The sequence below is a fragment of the Sedimentibacter sp. genome, from assembly GCF_032080165.1.
In the GTDB taxonomy this organism is placed as follows: domain Bacteria; phylum Bacillota; class Clostridia; order Tissierellales; family Sedimentibacteraceae; genus Sedimentibacter.
In genome coordinates this window covers 18,669-37,874 of record NZ_DAMASY010000018.1, presented here as the reverse complement: position 1 = coordinate 37,874, position 19,206 = coordinate 18,669, and the positions used below count along the sequence as shown (strand labels likewise).

Below are 19,206 nucleotides of genomic sequence, written 5' to 3'. Positions count from 1 at the left end.
TTGACCTAGTTTTCGATGAGCCAGCTGACCTATTTTTAGATTAGCATAAACAATAGTTAATTAAATTTAAGCTTAATTAAGAAAAGGAGTAAAATTATGAAAAATAAAGTAATAGCACTAACATTAGCGGCAGTATTAGCATTTTCATCTACATCAGTTTTTGCTGCAGAAGGAACTAAATTAGAAGCTAAATATTCTAATTATAATAATTTAAAAAACTATATAAGTGAAATAATTAGCGGAAAACTTAAAATAAAGAGTGTGAAAGTAAACGGTAAAACAGTTGATTTAAATTCAATCGACTGGAACACATTATTAAAAACTGCAAAAACAGAAAAAGTAGTTACTGAAATTGAAAAACCAGTTGTTAAAAAGACTCCAATGAAAAAGCCTGCTGAGGCACAGCAAGCAGATGTAAAACAGGTTGAGAAACAGCCGGTAGCTACAAAACCTGCTACTCAACAAAATTCACCGGTTAAAGAACAAAATAACAGTTCAAATACTGTTACAGTTTCTTCATCAAATTTAAGCTATGAGAAAAAAGTAGTTGAACTAGTAAATATTGAGAGACAAAAGGCAGGATTGCAAGCACTGACATTAGATTCTGAAATTTCTAATGTTGCAAGAACTAAAGCAAAAGATATGGCAGACAATAACTACTTTGCCCACCAGTCACCGACTTACGGAAGTGCCGGTGATATGTTGACTAAATTTGGTATCAGATGGTCAGCATGGGGTGAGAATTTAGCATCAGGACAAAGAACACCTGAATCTGTAGTTACTGCATGGATGAATTCTGAAGGACACAGAGCAAATATTATGTCACCTGGCTTTTCCAGAATAGGTGTGGGTTATGTTACAAATTCCAGCGGAACACCTTATTGGACACAAGTATTTGCTGACTGATAATAACAATCGCTAAGATTCAAGTTGTATAATAAAAATGAACTTATAGTTCGTTTGATATGCTCCTCTTAAGATAAACAGTTGAACTAATATGTTTATTTAAGGAGGGGCATTTTTAAATTACAACATTGTAAACAAAACTTTTTATTTACATATATTAAATTAGAACTTAAGGAAAGGATGTTTAATAAATTGAAATGATTGATGCAACTAAACCTTACAGAGTTAAAAATAATATAATTAAAAAGTTAGAAACAAATAATGAAGCTGTTGTGACTGGATTTTTAGAAGTTATTGTCCTGGAAGATGAAAGCGGCATTCCAATAGGTGGTGCAGAAGTAAGTATATATAGATTTAGTATAAGGGGTATTAATGTAACTGCAGGTGAAGAAGTTTTAATTGTAACTCATACTACATATGAAAATGGTAAAATTCCGATTATAGAGTTACCTGTATTACATGGACCGGATATTAGTAATGAATCAGATTTTGAACACCTTCAATATCATATGACTGTTAATGCCTTTGGATATTATCCTATTACTGTTATTAATATTGAAATTTTTCCTGATATAACAACTCTTTTTCGTGTAAATATGTCTCCAATAACAACAAGACAACCTCGAAGTGAATTTATTATAGTTCCTGAAAAACACCAAATTTAACTTAACATGATTGCTTAAAAATATAAAAAAGTAATGTCTATGGTGTTGATTGTCAAGTAAAATTGGCCAATAGGGTCTATGGTAATCTTGCGATTATGTTCGAAGGAAGGATTTAATATTCAAAAAAGGGGCTTCATTCATATTGCAACAGCCCCTTTACATGCGATAAATCTAAGCAAATAATGCTTTGGCTTTACTTGCATATGCTCTAGAAATTATCGTAGAAAGTGATTTTACAGAGATTATTCAACAATCTTAATCTTAAAAATTTTTATAAAAGCAAAATTAAAATTTACGTTTAATTTTATTCATTATAAAACCACTTTCAGGTAATGTAGGCATTTTTGTCAAACTAAAACTTACATCTTGTTTAGGAACTTCGTACTCAATTTTATTGACAAGTAAATCTAGACTAGCTTTCATAATTTCAGTAGTTACACCTTCACCAGGACAGCGATGTCCATTTGAAGCATCGCCTCCACCATGGGGGATAAAATTAAATAATTCATCTTTTTTTTTATCAAAACGTTCTGGCCAAAAATCAAATGGTTTCGCCCAGAGTTTTGAATCGTGATTTGTACCGTAAATATCAAGTATTACAAGCATACCTTTTTCGAATTCTATATTATTCCACTTAAAATCCTTTCTTACTTTTGCACCTAAGAAAGGACCAAATGGATAATAACGCTTTACTTCTTTTATAAACATTTTATAATAATTGCTATCACCTACTAAGAGCTTTTCCAAGTATTTAGGATTATCATATAATGCTAAAGCTGTAAATGTAATATAAGTGGAAATTGCTATAATAGGCCTTAGAACATTAATAAGTTCAATTGCTGCCAAATTGTCGCTCAATTGTTTACCATTAATGTCCTTATAATATGCAAAAGAATAAAGTGCTGTATTCTCTTCAACATGAAGCTTATTAGATCTTACATCTTTAATAATACTATTTATCCAATTTTCAGCTTTATTTCTGGCTATTCTACCTTTCCAATGCCTTGGACCAACTGCACCAAAAGCATCGACCATTTCACTGAAGTTATCTGCCCTTTCCTTAATTTCAGATTCAGATAAAGGAACTCCAGACCACTGGCATGCAGTTTTACATAATATTTCATTCATTTCTTCAAAAAGTACTACACGTTCAGAATTCTCCCATCTATTTATATAATTATCTAAATTATTATTAAAAATATTTACTAAGTATTTTATATTTACTGGTTTCAGTAACGACATGAATTGTTGTTTTCTTCGGATATGTTCTTCTCCATCCAAGGTTTGTATTGCTTCTTCTCCAACCAATGTACGTTGAATACGCTTTGGCATAGCACCGTTTCTTTGAAATAATTCCGCATTATAAAACATTTTTGCAGCTTCTTCACCACTCATGCAGATAACTTTTTTCCCAAATAAACGAGTCTCAAAAGCATCAGTTTGATTCTGATCAATCTTGTTTTTTATAAATAAATAACCTTCTGTGGCTAGTGCTATTGTACTATCAAGACTTTCTTCATTTTTTATGTGTTCTTTTACAGGCATAAACATAAATCCCTTCTATATCTAAATATATTAAATATGCTATCCAAATTATTTTGTAATATTCGAAATATATTTGGTAATATGTTATGTTTAGTTTCTTATAACCCAGCATATAACTTTTCTTTAACAGTATTTCAAACCATAGCAAAGTTGTTATATTAACTTCTCCACAAGTTCTTCAAATTTGTTTTGTATTATGATAATAAAATATTAATATTTATATACAACTTAAGAATATTATGCAGTTGTAAAGGAAGGAGAGAAATATAATGCATTTTTTAGATAAATACGCATATGGATTGTGGGGTTCTGTTATCTTAAATATTCTTGTATTTGGTATTTTTACCTATACCGCTTTCAAACCTACGACCAAAAGAGATTGGCGAACATTAGGTGCTTTTACAGCGTTCATGGTAGCATTGTTCAGCGAAATGTTTGGATTTCCACTGACAATATATTTTTTGACATCTATTTTGGGGAGTAAATATCCGGTTTTTGATCCGTTTACTCATTTAAATGGTCATTTGTGGGTTGCTCTATCAGGGGGTTCAATTGTAGTGTATTCTATATTGCATCCGCTTAGCAATGTTTTCATTTTCAGTGGCTTAATTGTTATTGCTATTGGCTGGAAAGGAATACATGCCGGGAACGGTGAGTTGGTGACCAGTGGAATTTATAAATATATACGTCATCCTCAGTATAGTGGGTTCGTACTAATGATCGTAGGATTCCTAATACAATGGCCAACGATTATTACTTTGATAATGGCACCAATTCTACTCATTATGTATACTAAACTTGCTAAAAAAGAAGAAAAGAAGATGGTAGAGCTATTTGGTGAAAAATATGAAGAATATCGAAAGCAGGTTCCTGCATTTATTCCAATACGATTAAGTCATAAAGGTAGGTAAAATTATGAGCTATAGGAAAATGAATGGATTTACAAGGTTAATTATTGTTGTAGCAGTATTTGCATTGACTTTAATCGTGGGCTTTATACCATTTCTTTCAGGCGGCAAAGAGAAAAAGGATCCAATGAAAAAATACCTGAAGAAAATATATCTGAACAGCAAAATAAGGAAGAACCTGTTGAGCAGTCCCAGTCAAATAATTCTGATAATACAGTAAAATATATGACTTTCAGCCAAAATGGGAATATTGATATTATAGTGAATTATTTAAATCCCGTGATAGGATCTAGTGATGTGCTAACATTTGAAATTTCACTAGGAACTCATTCTGTTAGCTTATCAAAGTACAAGGATATAAGTAAATATGTGCAACTAATAACGGATACTGGAATTGTTATAAGTGAAGGCTTTGAGTGGGATCTGCAAAATGCAGAAGACCACCATACCAGTGGTATATTGAAAATAAAAAATTACATTGATGGAAAGCTAATTGTCGGAGAGGATACAAAATCATTTAAACTGATATTTAAGAATATTCCGGATACAAGTGAGAGAGCATATATACGAAGGAGAAAAGCTTAAATAGAGCTAAGGGGGAAATTAAATGTTTACATCCATTTATATATTAGCATTTACTGCAGGATTAGTTTCTTTTCTATCACCCTGTATAATACCAATGATTACAATGTATTTCAGCTTAATCACAGGTATGTCAGTGGAGGAACTTAAAGAGACAAGTAAAAGTAAAGCTATCAGGTTAAAGATAATAATAAATACGCTTTTATTTATTTTAGCATTTACTATTGTTTTTACACTTGCTGGAGCTGCATCAGGAAAGGTGGCAAGTTTTATAAAAGATAACATTGGTGTTTTTAATATTCTTGGCGGTATTTTTGTGATATTTCTTTCATTAAAACTTTTTGGTCTTTTTAAAACTGTATCCTTCAATATAAAGGCCCTGGATAATCTGTTTGACAGATTTAAAGAGAAAGCTTCTAACAGATACCTTACCACATTTTTAGTTGGAATATTCTTTGCAGTTGCTTGTTCTCACTGTATTGGACCTTTGTTATATTCAATGTTGATTTTTGCAGGAAACATGGGTTCATCCTATACTGGTATGGCAGTAATGTTCATGTTTTCAATAGGGCTTGGGGTACCATATCTTTTGGTAGGAATAGCCTTCGGAAAGTCAGTGGGTATATTGAAAAGAATTCAGAAATATCATACAGTTATATCATTTGTGACAGGAGTAATTCTTCTTATTTTTGGTATATTGCTACTGTTTAACAAATTCATGTTAATGGTTGAAATATTATATAAATTCATTCCTTACAGTCTACCTATAGGAATGTAAAACTAAGCGATTTTAAATACAACTATCTTTACTAAAATGGAGGCGGTAAAGTGGGAAATAGACGAATTTGGGAAATAGATTTTTTAAGAGCCATTGCAATAATCCTTATGGTTATCTTTCATATAGTATATGATTTAAATGAGTTTGTAGGTTTAGATATAGATTATCTAAGTGGATTTTGGTATTGGGAAGGTAAAACTTCTGCGTTGATGTTTATATTTCTTGCAGGTATAAGCAGCGGTTTTAGTAAGAATACTGTAAAAAGAGGTATAAAGATACTTATATTTGCAATGTTGATAACTTTAGTTACGTACATTTTTTTCAGGGAACAATATATACGGTTCGGTATTTTGCATTTATTGGGAACTAGTATGGTTCTTTTCCCATTGCTAAAAAAGATGAATAATATACTTCTTTTTATAAGTGCAGTTTTTATAGCGCTTACAGCGATATTAATAAAAAGCACTCTAGTCAATACAAGTCTTCTTCTTCCTTTTGGTGTTATGTACAGAGGATTTGTTACACTTGATTACTACCCTATAAGTCCATATCTTTCTGTATTTATATTAGGCATTCTTGCTTACAAAATATACTATTATAAAGGTCAGAGTATTTTCAAATTCCATTATAAAAATGAATATTTATCTATAATAAGTAAAAATTCACTAGCAATATATTTGATTCACCAACCGGTTCTTGTTGGAATGGCAATTGTGATTAACTTTCTTGGCATAAATTTATAATTTTTTGAGCTTCATAATTGCATAGTGCAGTTATGAAGTGTTTTTTATTTTTTTAGGTAATAAAAATAATTATTCCACAACTTCTTCAAAATTGTTTAGTAAAATAAAAGAAACTATAGAGATATATAGCTAAGTAATATAAAATCTATCAAAAGGAAGTGTATAAAATGAGTATTTTTAATAGAATCAGCAATATATTAAAGGGTTATGCAAATAATGCTTTGGATTCCTTAGAAGATCCCAAAATAATAGTAGAACAAGCTATAAGGGACTTAGAGGAAGTAAGAAAGGAAACAACTGATGCAGTTGCAAGTTGCATGGCAGAAGAAAAAAGGTTAGAAGCATTGCTGGAAGAAGCAAACAACAAGGCAACGTTATGGCATAACAGAGCTGTTAATGCTTTGAAATCAGGTAATGAAGAAGATGCTAAAAATGCATTAGATGAAAGAAATAACTTTAAAGCTCAAGCGGAAAGACTTACATCTTCTTATAGTGAGCAAAAAGAACAAGTTGAAACATTGAGAGACAGCCTTGATGAAATAAATGACAGAATTGAAGAAGCAAAGATAAGAAAAGAAAATATTATTGCGCAAGACAGAATTAATGAAGCGAATAATAATGTAAATAAAGTTTTAACTAAAACTTCTAAAAATAATGTATTTGAACAATTGGATAAAATGGAGGAAAAAGTAAATTCTCGAAAGTATAAAATTGATTCTCTTAGGGAATTAGAAAAAAAAGATAAAGATACGGATTATTCAAAATATGATAATAAATCATCAAATGATGATTTAGCTTCACTAAAAAAAGAGATATTTGGTGAAGAGGTTAATTCTGATTTAGAAAAACTGAAAAAAGAAGTTGAAGGATAATCATGAATAATATCTATGTTGAAGAATATATAACAGATGAAGAAAGAGACAGAGCATATGAATTTATAAGGATGCTTCTCAAAGCTCTTCCCATAAAAAGTCATATAAAAAATGGAGACGTAGAAGGCGTAAATGTTATGCTTAAATATCATAAAACAAAAATGAAAAATGAAGCTAATTTTTATGTTGATATAAACGGTGAATTTTATACCGCTAAATATATTCATCCAAAATTAAACCATTACAAAACTACTATAACTAATAAATTAGCAGCATTTATATTAAATAACAAAGATGCTGTTGAAGAATTTATAATGAATTAATTAAAAAATGTTTTTAGGAGGGAATTTAACCCTCCTTTATAAATTTCTAGTTGGGAGGAAAAAATGAAATATATTATAATAATAATTACAATATTAGTTATTTGGCTAATTGCAATGTACAACGGCCTTATAAAAAAGAAAAACTATATCAAAGAAGCATGGTCAACAATTGATGTTCAATTAAAAAGAAAAACAAATATTCTTACAAATTTAGTAGATACAATAAAAATGCAAACAAAGTACGAAAGTGAGACATTGGAAAAGATAGTTTCTATGAGAGTTAAAATGGTGTCATCATCTAAGGATGAGGCAATGACAGCCAATGACAAGGTTTCAAAAATGATTCCTTCAATTATGGCTATTTCAGAAAGTTATCCGGAATTAAAATCAAATCAGTCTTTTTTACATTTAATGGAGGATGTGAAGAATGTAGAAGATAAAATTGCATACGCAAGAACAAGGTATAATACAACTGTTACAATCTTTAATACAGCAATTCAATCATTTCCTACTTCAATTTTAGCAAATATGTTAGGTTTCACTTCAGAAAAAACATATGAAATAAGTGATGTAGAAAGGGAATATTCAGATAACTTAAGAATCAGTGAATTATAAAATATATAAGAAATAGTAGAAGTAAAAGAATTAAAAGAGTAGAAGGAGATATTATGTCAGAAATAAAAAGGCCTGTTATTATATATGAGCAGGTTAGAAAAAATCAAATAAAAACAGTCCTTTTAATTGCCTTTTATATAATAATTATACTTGTTATGTCATACACCATAGGATACTATGCAGATAATATGGCTTTTGGAATTGGTATAGGTGTTTTTATAGTATGTATTCTAATGCCTGTTCAAATTTTTACAGGTACAAAAATGGTAGGTTCCCGTACAAATTGGAAGGAAGCGAATATGTCAAACCCTAATGAAAGCCGAATAGCTAATTTAGTTGAAGGTTTGTCTATTGCAGCTGGTATAAAGGATACTCCTAAGTTATATATTATACCAGCGAATATACCAAATGCATTCGCAGGTGGATTATCCCTCAAAAATGCTTATATAGGAGTGACAACAGGTCTAATTGAAATACTTGATGAACCAGAAATGGAAGGTGTTCTGGCTCATGAAATGTCACACATAATTCAAAGAGATATACTCGTTTCAACAGTGTCAGTTTACCTTATGAGTGCAGCAATAGTATTAGGAACTATATTGTATAGAATATCCAGATATAATATAGTTTATGGTGGAAGAAATAGTTCAAGATCAAGTGACTCAAGAGATAATGAAAATTCAGCAGAAACTTTAGCGTTGATAGCTTTGGCAGGAATGTTTTTATCTTATATTATAAGGTTTGTAGCACAGATTATAAATCTTGCAATATCAAGAAAAAGGGAATATATTGCTGATGCAAACGCAGTTAGGCTTTGCGGATATTCTGAAGGTATAGCTAATGCATTAGAAAAAATACAAAGTCATTCACCTGAATATTCTAAAGAACAGGTTGATAATTTAGGCGGAGATGAGATGCTCGGTCTTTATATATTTAATCCTAAACATTGGATATTGCCACTATTTTCAACACACCCCCCAATAGAAGAACGAATAAGAATTTTGAGAAACATGTATTAGATATATGATATTATATTATCGACATTTTTCACTTACTAAAATAAGTTTCATATTATATGAGAAATAACTAATCCACAGCGTCTATAAAAGATTATATAGAAAATAATCAAGAAAAGAAAATAATTTAATGGAATTACTATATTTTCATTATACAAGGAGTGTGTATATAATAAACATTAAAGGAAGTAAATTTATGGTTAATAATTTTACAATTAGTAAAACACATTGATTGCTTCCTGTATATCTAATAGCTGTTTCTTATTCCATGGGTCTTGGAGGAATTACAATAGTCTCCTCAGGAACTTTATCTACTCTACTCGCTGTTACAGGCTGCATTTCAATGCTTAAGTCAGTTTCTATACCAGGGAATATTTGGAAGTCTATAATATTTTCTGTAAAATAGTTATTTGCTGTCACTCTTACACTATAAGTTGAATAATGATATAAAAAATTAGTAATTGAGTTCATTTCGCTAAACCTTACAGGTAATTTCATATCTGGAACTCTTCCGTTTTCATCGGTTACTAAATGAAAATGTACATGTTCTCTTCCATCTTCATGAAGATGGTATATTGTGACTAAAGCTCCTTTTACCGGAACGGTCCCATTTTTAGATACAACATAAATTGACAAATAACCGTATTCTGGAACTGCTTCTTTATTCGGGATTATATTAGGTTGTTGTAACAGTTTTTGTGTCATTAATATATTATTTGACCAATAATATTTCAAATTATCATTAAAGTATATATTTTGAAAATTTTTATTATACATAAATAAAACTCTCCTTTAATTATTTTGTTTTCTATATAATATGCAAAAATTAAAGTTTTTGTTAATAATGGATTAAAATATATGTGTTTGGGAATATTTAATTTGTATTCGGTGAAGTGTTATTTAGGATAGGCGTATTTGACGCTTACGTTATTTAATGACTAATTATAATTGAGATTGTGTATGAAAGATTTACTACATGATGAGGTTTTTATATTTTATTTGCATCGGAGTGTATTAGTTTAAATTTTGCAAATTAAAAATATAATAAAATAATGTATAAAATCTGTAGATATTCAAATAATAAATATGTAAATTATTAAAAAATAAAAGGAGAAATATCTATGGGTATTGTAACAAATAAGAATAACAATATGCAAGCATGTATAGATGCTTGTACAAAATGTTCACAAGCATGTTATGAATGTTTTAATGCTTGTTTAAATGAACCTGATCTTAATGCAAGAAAAAATTGTGTAAGTATGCTGGTTGAATGCGCTATGATGTGTCAAATGTCAGTTGCGACAATGTCAATGAACGGTCATTTTTCTCATGAACACTGTCAAATATGCGCTAAAGTCTGTGATAAATGTGCAGAAGAATGTGATATGTTCAAAGATGAACATTGCAAAAAATGTGCAGACATTTGCCGTATGTGTGCAGAAGAATGTAGAAAAATGGCTAGTGCTATGTCTATGAGATAGAACAGTCTTGCATGCTCCTGGTTAATAATATCAGGAGCTGTTTTTATATTTATCACTAAAATTAGGAAGAATTTCAGTGATAAAATGTTAATAGGAGAGCAATATGATTGAATTAAAAGAAAAAAGTAAATTAATTATAAATACGGATAAAATATTTTATAAGTCTTTTTTGAAAAATATTTTCCACATTCCATTTGAAATAAGATTTTGGGATGGTGAGGAAGAAAAATATGGAGAAGGTGACAGTAAGTTTAAGTTGATTTTTAACTGCCCTTTATCAAAAACAAAATTATTAAATGATCCATCTTTGGCATTAGGCGAGGCTTATATGACAAATGAGATGGATATAGATGGTGATTTACAAAATATTATAGAGTATTTATATCAAAATAAAAAATCCATTTTACATAACGATTCTAATAAACATATAAGAAATAATATAAAAAATAGTAAAGATAATGTCCATCATCATTATGATATTGGAAATGAATTCTATAAATTATGGTTAGATGATACCATGACTTATTCTTGCGGATATTTTAAGTTTCCATGGGATTCATTAAATGATGCTCAAAAAAATAAAAGAAGTCATATTTTAAGGAAGCTAAATTTAAATAAAGGTCAAACACTATTAGATATAGGCTGTGGCTGGGGAGAATTAATTTTAACAGCAGCTAAAGAATATAATGTTAAAGCAATGGGAATAACATTAAGCTCTGAACAGTTTAACAAAGTTAAAGAAAGAATTAAAGCGGAGGGGTTAGAGAAGCTTGTAGAAGTTGAGTTGCTGGATTATAGAGAGTTAAAAAACAAAAAATTTGACAGGATTGTAAGTGTAGGTATGATTGAGCATGTTGGCAAGGAATTATTACCCGAATACTTTACAAAAGTTAAAAATTTGTTAGATGAAGATGGAATATCTTTACTTCATTGTATAACTGGTATTAATGGTGATGGTGTGAATTCTTGGATAAATAAATATATATTTCCCGGTGGATATATACCTACAATTAAAGAGCTAATTACATATATGTCAGATGAAGAATTTTATTTGTTAGATGTTGAAAGTCTAAGAAGACATTATGGAAGAACATTGGAGCACTGGTCGAGGAACTTTGAAAATGCATTGCCTGAAGTAAAGAAGAAGTATGATGATAAATTTATTAGAATGTGGCGCTTATATCTGAACGGATGTGCTGCATCTTTTAACAGCGGTAATATAGATATCCATCAATTTTTGTTTACTAAAGGTGTTAATAATAACTTGCCTTGGACTAGAGAATATATATATTTACAATAATTATATTTTCCAATATGATTCTCTTATAATATTTATTTCATTAAACCTATATGATATTGTGCATATGGTGGGAAGTGACTCTTCAAAATGGAATAAATATTAATTTTAATAATAATTCAATATAATTTCATAATTGCATAGTACAGTTATGAAGTATTTTTTATTAAAATAGTTATTACATAAGTTTTGAAATAACTTTAAAGCTCAAACGGCAAGAGTTACATCTACAGGGCAAGGTTAGGATTGTTCATAATTGAATAAATAAATATAGGATGTATCATAACTTCTCCATAATTGAATGATATATTTATTAAAACTTAGAACTAGTGATCTAGTTCTTTTTATAATAATTTAACGGAGGTTTAATATGAGTAACATTATTCATATTGATTTTAAATCAAAGAAGACAATCTATTTATACTTATCTGTATTTTTGACAACTATGGCTCTTTTTATATATGAGACGCTACTTACAAGGTTATTTTCAACACTATTATCACCAGGTCTAGTTTTTATTATAGTATCCATGGCTATTCTTGGTAGTGGCATTGGAGCTATTTTAACATACAAGTATATAAACAAAGATAATTCTATAAAGTTGTTAGCAGAGGCTTCAATTTTATTGCCTATAATATTTATCACTGTTATATCAATTATGTATTTTCTGCCTTATAATCCGACTGTCATTGTTTATTTACCAGCTTCAATTTTACCATTCATAACAGGCGGTATTATAACTTCAATTGTATTTAAGGAAATGGCTAGCCAAAGTAATAAATTATATTTATTGGATTTGCTTGGAGCAGGGTTGGGAAGCTTACTTGTTATAAAAATTATGAATTCATTTGGCTTTGTTCTAAGTGTTATTATTGTTTGCATAATAGCGACAATATCTGCAGTAAGTATCAGCTTATATTGTAAAAAAAAGAAACCATTAATAATATCTTCAGTTTTTTTGATTTTAATGAGTGTACTATTTATTAATAACAGTCTTATAGAAGACATTGAAAATAAATTTTATGCTTACTACACAAATCCTGAGAAACTAGTAGGAAGCTATAAAGAAACTGCTGGAAACACTGAAATTATCTTTTCTAATTGGGATGCCTTATCTAGAACAGATGTTATTAAGGTTGAAGGAAGAGATGAATTGTTAATTGCCACAGATGGGGGTGCAGCAGCACCTATAATTAAATTTAACGGAGATTTAAAATCAGTTGAACATTTGAAATATGATGTAAATTATATTCCATTTGCATTTGGAAAAAATGATAAATCCCTTGTTATTGGTTCAGGTGGAGGAAATGACGTACTTTATTCGCTACTTGGAGGTAATAAAAAAATTGATGCAGTAGAAATAAATCCATCAACTATAGAAGCGGTCAATAAATTCAAAGAATTTAATGGGGATATATATAATTATCCAGGAGTTAACTTATATATCCAGGATGGAAGATATTTTATTGAAAACATCAACGAAAAATACGATAATATATATCTTTCAAAGGTGATGACAAATTCTATTGAAAATACAATGTATTCGCTGGCAGAGTACTATATATATACAGAGGAAGCAGTAAATCAGTATTTTGATCATTTAACTGAAAACGGTAAATTGACATTCGTAGCTCACAATACATTAGATTTAACCAAGATTGTTAATACCGGCATTAAAGTATTACTAGACAAAGGCATCAAAGAAGAAGATGTAAATAATTATATTACTATAATTAATGGTGCAAGGATAGGACAAAACAGTGCCCACGGCAGTATATCAATGCCAGTTGTAATTTTTAAAAATACACCTTTCAGCTCTGCAGAATTAAATTCTATTATAACAGTGGCAGAATCTCAAAACAGGGATATAATTCAAATGCCTGGTTATGAAATTGAACCGTATAAGTCATTAAGGGAAGGAAAGATTAATTTTGAACAGCTATTAAGCGGTTTTGGACATAATGCAAATCCTATTACGGATGATAAACCATTTTTTTACAACTATACTAAGTTAATTCCTTTAGAAATGATTTTAATATTAGTAATAATATTAGCATTTGCATTATACATTAAAAAGAAATATATAACAGAGTTAGAAACTAAAAAAGCTTCAATATATTTTGGAGCATTGGGCATAGCGTATATGTTAGTAGAGATTCCGCTGATACAAAAGACAGTATTGTACTTTGGAAGCTCATCTATTGCTTTTAGTTTTATATTATTTAGTTTATTAATCAGCAGCGGCATTGGCAGTTTGGCAAGCGGTAGTAAAATAATTGAAAAGTTAACAAAGAAATTACCTTATTTCATTCTTTTATCAGGTGTTTCGATTTTATTAATTCAAGTAAAACTAAGTGATGTTTTACTCCTAACAAATAATTTGAGTTTAACCTATAAACTATTAATTATATTTATATATTTATTCCCTATGGGATTTTTCATGGGAATGGGATATCCTACAGGGATTAAAAAAGTGAACAGTCTAGATAAACAAGAAAGTTTAGTTCCTCTTATGATTGCGATAAACGGAATTTTTTCTGTATTTGGGTCTACATTAGCAGTAGCTCTTTCAATGATGTTTGGTTTTAGTGTTACAGTCTTTATTGGTGCAGCTATCTATATAATTTTATATTTTTTAAATCCTTTAAAAGTGATAACAACTCATTAATTTAGAAGATAATATATAATTATCTATATTTACAAATTAAATAGACATTATAAAAGAAAAATGGTTTAGAATTATTTGAAGGGTATAAAATTATTCATGAAATTTAAAATGGACTTAAAAGTCCTAAGTAGTAAATGTTCATAAAATAATATATAAGAATCTAAGGAGAATATTATGAAAAAAATGCAGATATTTGAACCAGCAATGTGCTGTTCTACAGGTGTGTGTGGAGTGAATGTTGATCCAGAACTGATTAGAATATCAACTGTTCTTAATACATTAAATAAAAAAGGAATGGAAGTAGAAAGATTTAATTTATCAAATGCACCACAAGAATTTATTAAAAATACTGTAATAAATAAATTAATTAATGAAAAAGGCATTGATGTGCTTCCTGCAGCGCTATTAGATGGAGAATTAGTTATAATAGGAAGATATCCAACCAATGATGAAATGGCAAATTTTTTTGATTTATCTGTAAAAGAATTTGGTTTTCAGCCAAAGGTTTTAAGAGCAAGCAGAAAAAAATCGGGCGATTACGGTTGTGATGGGGGAGATTGTTGTTAGGAGAAATTATATGGAAATTTTCAATCTTAAAAATATAAAACTGACTAAATATTTATTTTACACCGGCAAAGGCGGTGTTGGAAAAACTTCTACCGCTTGTGCAACTGCTGTAACTTTAGCGGATATGGGTAAAATGGTATTATTAATAAGCACTGATCCAGCATCTAATTTACAAGATTTGTTTAAAACAGAATTAAATAACAAAGGTGTACAAATTAATGAAGTTCCAAATCTTACAGTTGCTAATCTTGATCCAGTGCAAGCAGCTGCAGAATATCGTGAAAGTGTAATAGCACCATATCGAGGATTGATGCCTGAATCAGTTTTAAAAAATATGGAAGAACAGTTATCAGGTTCTTGTACTATGGAAATAGCAGCATTTAATGAATTTTCAAATTTCATTACAGATGAAAAAACAAAGCAGGAATATGATTATATAATATTTGATACTGCTCCTACAGGTCATACTTTAAGGATGCTGCAGCTACCATCTGCATGGAGTAACTTCATAAGTGAGAGCACTCATGGGGCATCATGTTTAGGACAGCTTTCAGGACTTGAAGAAAAAAAGGATGTTTATAAAAAAGCAGTTGAAACTTTATCGGATGGAAACTTAACAACTCTAATATTAGTTACTAGACCTGAAGTTGGACCCATAGCAGAAGCTAAAAGAGCTTCAATGGAGCTATCTGAAATAGGTGTAAAAAATCAATCATTGGTGATTAATGGGTTATTTACTGAGTATGATGATGAAATATCAGAAAGTTTTTATAATAAGCAGCAAAAAGCATTGTCAGAAATGCCAGAGGAATTTAAAAATATAACAACCTATGTTATACCGCTTAGGGCTTATAATATTAGTGGTGTGGAATATGTAAGATCATTTTTAGAAGAAGATAAATTTAAATTAAACGAAGAAAAAATAAATGCTGAGTCTTTAAAAGGATTAAGAGATATAATAGATGAATTATATAATAGAAACAAAAAAGTTATTTTCACTATGGGAAAAGGTGGAGTAGGTAAGACTACAACAGCTGCAGCAATTGCATTAGGATTGGCTAAGAAAGGAAAGAAGGTTCATTTAACGACAACTGATCCTGCTGCGCACCTTGATTTTGTTATCAAAGAACAAAGCGGTATCACTATGAGTCACATAGATGAAAAAGAAGTGCTTAAAAAATATCAAGATGAGGTTTTATATAAAGCGAACGAGACATTGTCGGAAAATGATATTGCGTATGTAGAGGAAGATTTGCGTTCGCCTTGTACGCAAGAAATTGCAGTATTTAGGGCATTTGCAGATATAGTTGAAAAAGCTGAAGACGAAGTTGTAGTAATAGATACTGCACCAACAGGTCACACATTGCTTTTATTAGAATCAACCCAAATTTACAATCAAGAAATAACACGTTCTCAAGGTTACATTCCGGAATCAGCAAAAAAATTATTACCAAGGCTTAAAAACTCTAGTGAAACTGAGGTAATAATTGTTGCTTTACCAGAAGCAACTCCTGTTTACGAAGCATTGAGGTTAGAAGAGGATTTAAAGCGTGCAGGCATATGTACAAATTGGTGGGTTATAAATTCTTCCCTTTATAAATCAAAGACTACAAATAAATTGCTATCTGAAAGAGCAAGTAACGAAATAGAGTGGATAAATAAGGTTGGGGAACACTCAAAAGGAAAATTTGCTGTTATCGGTTGGAGTTCTGACGAAATTAAAGGTGAAAAATTAAATGATTTAATTAAGTGAATTTTAATTGTGTAGTTTATTAGAAAAGTAAGGTGCAGAAAACAGCGAAAGAATGTACGATGTTTAAAGATGACCATTGTAAAAAATGTGCAGACATTTGCCGTATGTGTGCAGATGAATGTAGAAAAATGGATGGTGCAATGGTTTAAATAGTATTAGTACCATTTTTATTTATACGGCTCTTGATAATGTTTTTATCAAGAGCCTTTTATTAACATACAAACTTACTGATTTAGAATAGTTTGATTATAAAATTAATTAATGGGTAATATTAAAATAAATTAAATTTTACTAGTTTAGAAAAGTTAGGAGGGATTGTATGCATAATCATAATAACAATGATAAAAGCAATAATGAGGTTTTAGTCCATAGTAATATGAAACATACGCAAGATAGAAATATGGAACAGAACCATATGAATCATGAACATAATGAACGTGAACATTTGAACCATGGAAGCCATGAACATCATAAAAGTCATCATGAAAGTAATCATGAAAACAATGAAAACCAAGAAAACCATGAAAACCATCATGACCATCATGCTATGATGGTTCAGGACTTTAAAAAAAGGTTCTTTATATCTTTAGTATTAACCGTTCCTATCTTGATTCTTTCACCTATGATACAAATGTTTATGGGGGTAAATTGGAGATTCAACGGTGATCCTTATGTATTGTTTGCTCTTTCAACTATACTATTTTTTTATGGAGGTAAGCCGTTTTTTGAAGGTGCTAAAGATGAATTAAAACAAAAATCACCTGCAATGATGACCTTAATAGCACTTGCAATAATAGTTGCATATGTTTACAGTTCATTGACGGTATTTATATTAAAGGGCAATGATTTCTTTTGGGAATTAGCTACTTTGATAGTAATTATGCTTTTAGGACATTGGATTGAAATGAAGTCAGTAATGGGTGCTTCAAAGGCTTTGGAGGAATTAGTAAAATTAATGCCAGAGACAGCACATCTTATTAAAGACAACGGTGATATTGTTGATGTTGTTGTGAAACAATTAAAAGAAGGGAATACAGTATTAGTTAAGCCTGGTGAGAAAATTCCAATAGATGGGATAGTTTATGACGGAAATTCTGATGTTAATGAATCAATGATTACTGGAGAATCGGTACCAGTAGAAAAAAGGGCAGGAGATGAGATAATCGGCGGTTCTATTAATGGTGAAGGATTATTAAAATTTAAAGTTAGTAGAGTTGGAGATCAAACCTTCCTGTCACAAGTTATTAAACTTGTTCGTGAGGCACAGGCTTCAAAGTCAAAGACTCAAACCTTAGCTGATATTGCTGCTAAGTGGTTGTTCTATATAGCTGTTACAGCAGGAACTATAACTTTTGTTGCATGGATGATAATTAGTGGAGATTTAAGCTTTGCGATTGAAAGAGCAGTAACGGTAGTGATTATTTCTTGCCCGCATGCACTTGGCTTAGCTACACCGCTTGTTACTTCAATGTCTACAAGCATTGGAGCTAAAAGAGGATTGTTAATTAGGGACAGAGCAGCTTTTGAAAATGCAAGAAAATTAGATGCTGTAGTTTTTGACAAGACGGGTACTTTGACAGAAGGCGAATTTGGTGTTACTGATGTTTTTGAAATAGGAATACCTAAGAATGAATTATTATCAATAGCATATTCCCTTGAGTCAAATTCAGAACATCCAATTGCTAAAGGAATTGTAAGAGAAGGTAAAAAATTAAACCTTGAAATAAAAGAAGTCAAGGATTATCAAAATATTACAGGACAAGGATTAAAAGCAACGGTTGACAACAGAAATATTATGATAGCAAGCCCTGGTTATATGAGAAGAGAAGGTGTATCATTTGATGAAAGTCAATATGAAAAACTTGCCGGAGAAGGAAAGACAGTAGTATTTGTAATAGAAAATAAAAAACTTATCGGTTATATTGCCTTATCAGATATTATAAGAGAAACTTCCAAAGAAGCTATTGATACTTTAAAAGTTATGAATATTGAATCTATAATGCTTACGGGAGATAATCAAAAAGCGGCTTCTTATGTTGGAAAGAAGCTTAATTTAGACAAAGTAATTGCAGAAGTTTTACCTCAGGATAAATCAAATAAAGTAGATGAGCTGCATAACGAAGGAAAAATGGTAGCCATGACCGGTGACGGAGTTAACGATGCACCAGCATTGGCCAAAGCAGATTTAGGAATAGCAATTGGTGCTGGTACGGATGTAGCAATTGAAACTGCAGATATTATTCTTGTTAAAAGTAATCCACTGGATGTAGTAAATATTTTAAAATTATCTAAAGCTACATATTCAAAAATGATTCAAAACTTGGTATGGGCGACTGCTTATAATGTGGTCGCGCTACCTTTAGCAGCAGGTATATTGTATAATCAGGGAATAGTTATAAGTCCTGCCTTGGGAGCAGTATTAATGTCTTTAAGTACAATCATTGTAGCTATAAATGCAAGGCTGTTAAAAATTGATTAAATTTGATT

The 19,206-nt window shown here is 30.2% G+C and carries 20 protein-coding genes; 18 read left to right on the top strand and 2 right to left on the bottom strand.

Annotation, left to right across the window (positions count from 1 at the left end; genetic code table 11):
• Positions 1–96 precede the first annotated feature (96 nt).
• Positions 97–906, top strand: a complete 810-nt coding sequence (locus RT412_RS16745) for a CAP domain-containing protein (protein ID WP_313370389.1) — start codon at positions 97–99, stop codon at positions 904–906.
• Between the two features lie 197 nt (positions 907–1,103).
• A complete protein-coding gene (locus RT412_RS16740; protein ID WP_313370391.1) occupies positions 1,104–1,571 on the top strand; it encodes a hypothetical protein in 468 nt (155 codons plus the stop codon).
• A 285-nt stretch (positions 1,572–1,856) separates the two neighbouring features.
• Here the strand turns inward: RT412_RS16740 and RT412_RS16735 are convergent, their stop codons facing one another.
• Entirely contained in the window at positions 1,857–3,116 is a 1,260-nt protein-coding gene (locus RT412_RS16735; RefSeq protein ID WP_313370393.1) for a cytochrome P450, read from the bottom strand.
• A 269-nt stretch (positions 3,117–3,385) separates the two neighbouring features.
• On the opposite strand from RT412_RS16735, the gene RT412_RS16730 reads away from it, so the two are divergent.
• From RT412_RS16730 to RT412_RS16690, 9 genes are all read left to right on the top strand, one after another.
• The gene (locus RT412_RS16730; protein ID WP_313370395.1) at positions 3,386–4,027 is read left to right on the top strand and encodes an isoprenylcysteine carboxylmethyltransferase family protein; all 642 of its coding nucleotides are present in this window, start codon (positions 3,386–3,388) and stop codon (positions 4,025–4,027) included.
• Positions 4,028–4,031: 4 nt separating this feature from the next.
• Complete coding sequence (locus tag RT412_RS16725; RefSeq protein WP_313370397.1) at positions 4,032–4,244, top strand: hypothetical protein; 213 nt, start codon at positions 4,032–4,034, stop codon at positions 4,242–4,244.
• 5 nt (positions 4,245–4,249) lie between these two features.
• A complete protein-coding gene (locus RT412_RS16720; RefSeq protein WP_313370399.1) occupies positions 4,250–4,609 on the top strand; it encodes a hypothetical protein in 360 nt (119 codons plus the stop codon).
• A gap of 22 nt (positions 4,610–4,631) precedes the next feature.
• Positions 4,632–5,384, top strand: coding sequence for a cytochrome c biogenesis CcdA family protein (locus RT412_RS16715; RefSeq protein WP_313370401.1), 753 nt, complete (start codon positions 4,632–4,634; stop codon positions 5,382–5,384).
• Positions 5,385–5,434: 50 nt separating this feature from the next.
• On the top strand, positions 5,435–6,127 hold the full coding sequence (locus RT412_RS16710; RefSeq protein ID WP_313370403.1) for a heparan-alpha-glucosaminide N-acetyltransferase: 693 nt from the start codon (positions 5,435–5,437) through the stop codon (positions 6,125–6,127).
• 167 nt (positions 6,128–6,294) lie between these two features.
• Complete coding sequence (locus tag RT412_RS16705; protein ID WP_313370405.1) at positions 6,295–6,999, top strand: PspA/IM30 family protein; 705 nt, start codon at positions 6,295–6,297, stop codon at positions 6,997–6,999.
• Positions 7,000–7,001: 2 nt separating this feature from the next.
• Positions 7,002–7,322 carry a hypothetical protein gene (locus RT412_RS16700; protein WP_313370407.1) on the top strand — a complete coding sequence of 107 codons (321 nt, stop codon included), beginning with the start codon at positions 7,002–7,004 and terminating at the stop codon, positions 7,320–7,322.
• Positions 7,323–7,385: 63 nt separating this feature from the next.
• Positions 7,386–7,937 carry a LemA family protein gene (locus RT412_RS16695; protein ID WP_313370409.1) on the top strand — a complete coding sequence of 184 codons (552 nt, stop codon included), beginning with the start codon at positions 7,386–7,388 and terminating at the stop codon, positions 7,935–7,937.
• 53 nt (positions 7,938–7,990) lie between these two features.
• A complete protein-coding gene (locus RT412_RS16690; protein WP_313370411.1) occupies positions 7,991–8,956 on the top strand; it encodes a M48 family metalloprotease in 966 nt (321 codons plus the stop codon).
• Positions 8,957–9,214: 258 nt separating this feature from the next.
• Here the strand turns inward: RT412_RS16690 and RT412_RS16685 are convergent, their stop codons facing one another.
• Entirely contained in the window at positions 9,215–9,730 is a 516-nt protein-coding gene (locus RT412_RS16685) for a hypothetical protein (RefSeq protein ID WP_313370413.1), read from the bottom strand.
• Positions 9,731–10,074: 344 nt separating this feature from the next.
• Between RT412_RS16685 and RT412_RS16680 the strand changes: the two genes are divergently transcribed.
• From RT412_RS16680 to RT412_RS16650, 7 genes are all read left to right on the top strand, one after another.
• The gene (locus tag RT412_RS16680; protein ID WP_313370415.1) at positions 10,075–10,434 is read left to right on the top strand and encodes a four-helix bundle copper-binding protein; all 360 of its coding nucleotides are present in this window, start codon (positions 10,075–10,077) and stop codon (positions 10,432–10,434) included.
• Between the two features lie 103 nt (positions 10,435–10,537).
• Positions 10,538–11,734: a cyclopropane-fatty-acyl-phospholipid synthase family protein gene (locus RT412_RS16675; protein ID WP_313413336.1), complete on the top strand. Its 1,197-nt coding sequence runs from the start codon at positions 10,538–10,540 to the stop codon at positions 11,732–11,734.
• Positions 11,735–12,101: 367 nt separating this feature from the next.
• Positions 12,102–14,399 carry a spermine synthase gene (locus tag RT412_RS16670; protein ID WP_313370417.1) on the top strand — a complete coding sequence of 766 codons (2,298 nt, stop codon included), beginning with the start codon at positions 12,102–12,104 and terminating at the stop codon, positions 14,397–14,399.
• Positions 14,400–14,573: 174 nt separating this feature from the next.
• Positions 14,574–14,966: an arsenite efflux transporter metallochaperone ArsD gene (gene arsD / locus RT412_RS16665; protein WP_312652554.1), complete on the top strand. Its 393-nt coding sequence runs from the start codon at positions 14,574–14,576 to the stop codon at positions 14,964–14,966.
• A gap of 10 nt (positions 14,967–14,976) precedes the next feature.
• Entirely contained in the window at positions 14,977–16,719 is a 1,743-nt protein-coding gene (gene arsA / locus RT412_RS16660; RefSeq protein WP_312652552.1) for an arsenical pump-driving ATPase, read from the top strand.
• A 59-nt stretch (positions 16,720–16,778) separates the two neighbouring features.
• Positions 16,779–16,868, top strand: a complete 90-nt coding sequence (locus RT412_RS16655) for a four-helix bundle copper-binding protein (protein WP_313370420.1) — start codon at positions 16,779–16,781, stop codon at positions 16,866–16,868.
• Between the two features lie 170 nt (positions 16,869–17,038).
• Positions 17,039–19,198 carry a copper-translocating P-type ATPase gene (locus RT412_RS16650; protein WP_313370422.1) on the top strand — a complete coding sequence of 720 codons (2,160 nt, stop codon included), beginning with the start codon at positions 17,039–17,041 and terminating at the stop codon, positions 19,196–19,198.
• Positions 19,199–19,206: the final 8 nt, after the last annotated feature.

Excerpts from the sequence above, each read along its gene's own strand:
- RT412_RS16705 (WP_313370405.1), top strand. The coding sequence starts at position 6,295 with ATGAGTATTTTTAATAGAATCAGCAATATATTAAAGGGTTATGCAAAT.
- RT412_RS16685 (WP_313370413.1), bottom strand. The coding sequence starts at position 9,730 with ATGTATAATAAAAATTTTCAAAATATATACTTTAATGATAATTTGAAA.
- RT412_RS16690 (WP_313370411.1), top strand. The coding sequence starts at position 7,991 with ATGTCAGAAATAAAAAGGCCTGTTATTATATATGAGCAGGTTAGAAAA.
- RT412_RS16740 (WP_313370391.1), top strand. The coding sequence starts at position 1,104 with ATGATTGATGCAACTAAACCTTACAGAGTTAAAAATAATATAATTAAA.
- RT412_RS16735 (WP_313370393.1), bottom strand. The coding sequence starts at position 3,116 with ATGCCTGTAAAAGAACACATAAAAAATGAAGAAAGTCTTGATAGTACA.
- RT412_RS16670 (WP_313370417.1), top strand. The coding sequence starts at position 12,102 with ATGAGTAACATTATTCATATTGATTTTAAATCAAAGAAGACAATCTAT.
- arsA (WP_312652552.1), top strand. The coding sequence starts at position 14,977 with ATGGAAATTTTCAATCTTAAAAATATAAAACTGACTAAATATTTATTT.
- RT412_RS16650 (WP_313370422.1), top strand. The coding sequence starts at position 17,039 with ATGCATAATCATAATAACAATGATAAAAGCAATAATGAGGTTTTAGTC.
- RT412_RS16675 (WP_313413336.1), top strand. The coding sequence starts at position 10,538 with ATGATTGAATTAAAAGAAAAAAGTAAATTAATTATAAATACGGATAAA.
- RT412_RS16725 (WP_313370397.1), top strand. The coding sequence starts at position 4,032 with ATGAGCTATAGGAAAATGAATGGATTTACAAGGTTAATTATTGTTGTA.
- arsD (WP_312652554.1), top strand. The coding sequence starts at position 14,574 with ATGAAAAAAATGCAGATATTTGAACCAGCAATGTGCTGTTCTACAGGT.
- RT412_RS16695 (WP_313370409.1), top strand. The coding sequence starts at position 7,386 with ATGAAATATATTATAATAATAATTACAATATTAGTTATTTGGCTAATT.
- RT412_RS16715 (WP_313370401.1), top strand. The coding sequence starts at position 4,632 with ATGTTTACATCCATTTATATATTAGCATTTACTGCAGGATTAGTTTCT.
- RT412_RS16730 (WP_313370395.1), top strand. The coding sequence starts at position 3,386 with ATGCATTTTTTAGATAAATACGCATATGGATTGTGGGGTTCTGTTATC.
- RT412_RS16680 (WP_313370415.1), top strand. The coding sequence starts at position 10,075 with ATGGGTATTGTAACAAATAAGAATAACAATATGCAAGCATGTATAGAT.
- RT412_RS16655 (WP_313370420.1), top strand. The coding sequence starts at position 16,779 with ATGTTTAAAGATGACCATTGTAAAAAATGTGCAGACATTTGCCGTATG.
- RT412_RS16700 (WP_313370407.1), top strand. The coding sequence starts at position 7,002 with ATGAATAATATCTATGTTGAAGAATATATAACAGATGAAGAAAGAGAC.
- RT412_RS16745 (WP_313370389.1), top strand. The coding sequence starts at position 97 with ATGAAAAATAAAGTAATAGCACTAACATTAGCGGCAGTATTAGCATTT.
- RT412_RS16720 (WP_313370399.1), top strand. The coding sequence starts at position 4,250 with ATGACTTTCAGCCAAAATGGGAATATTGATATTATAGTGAATTATTTA.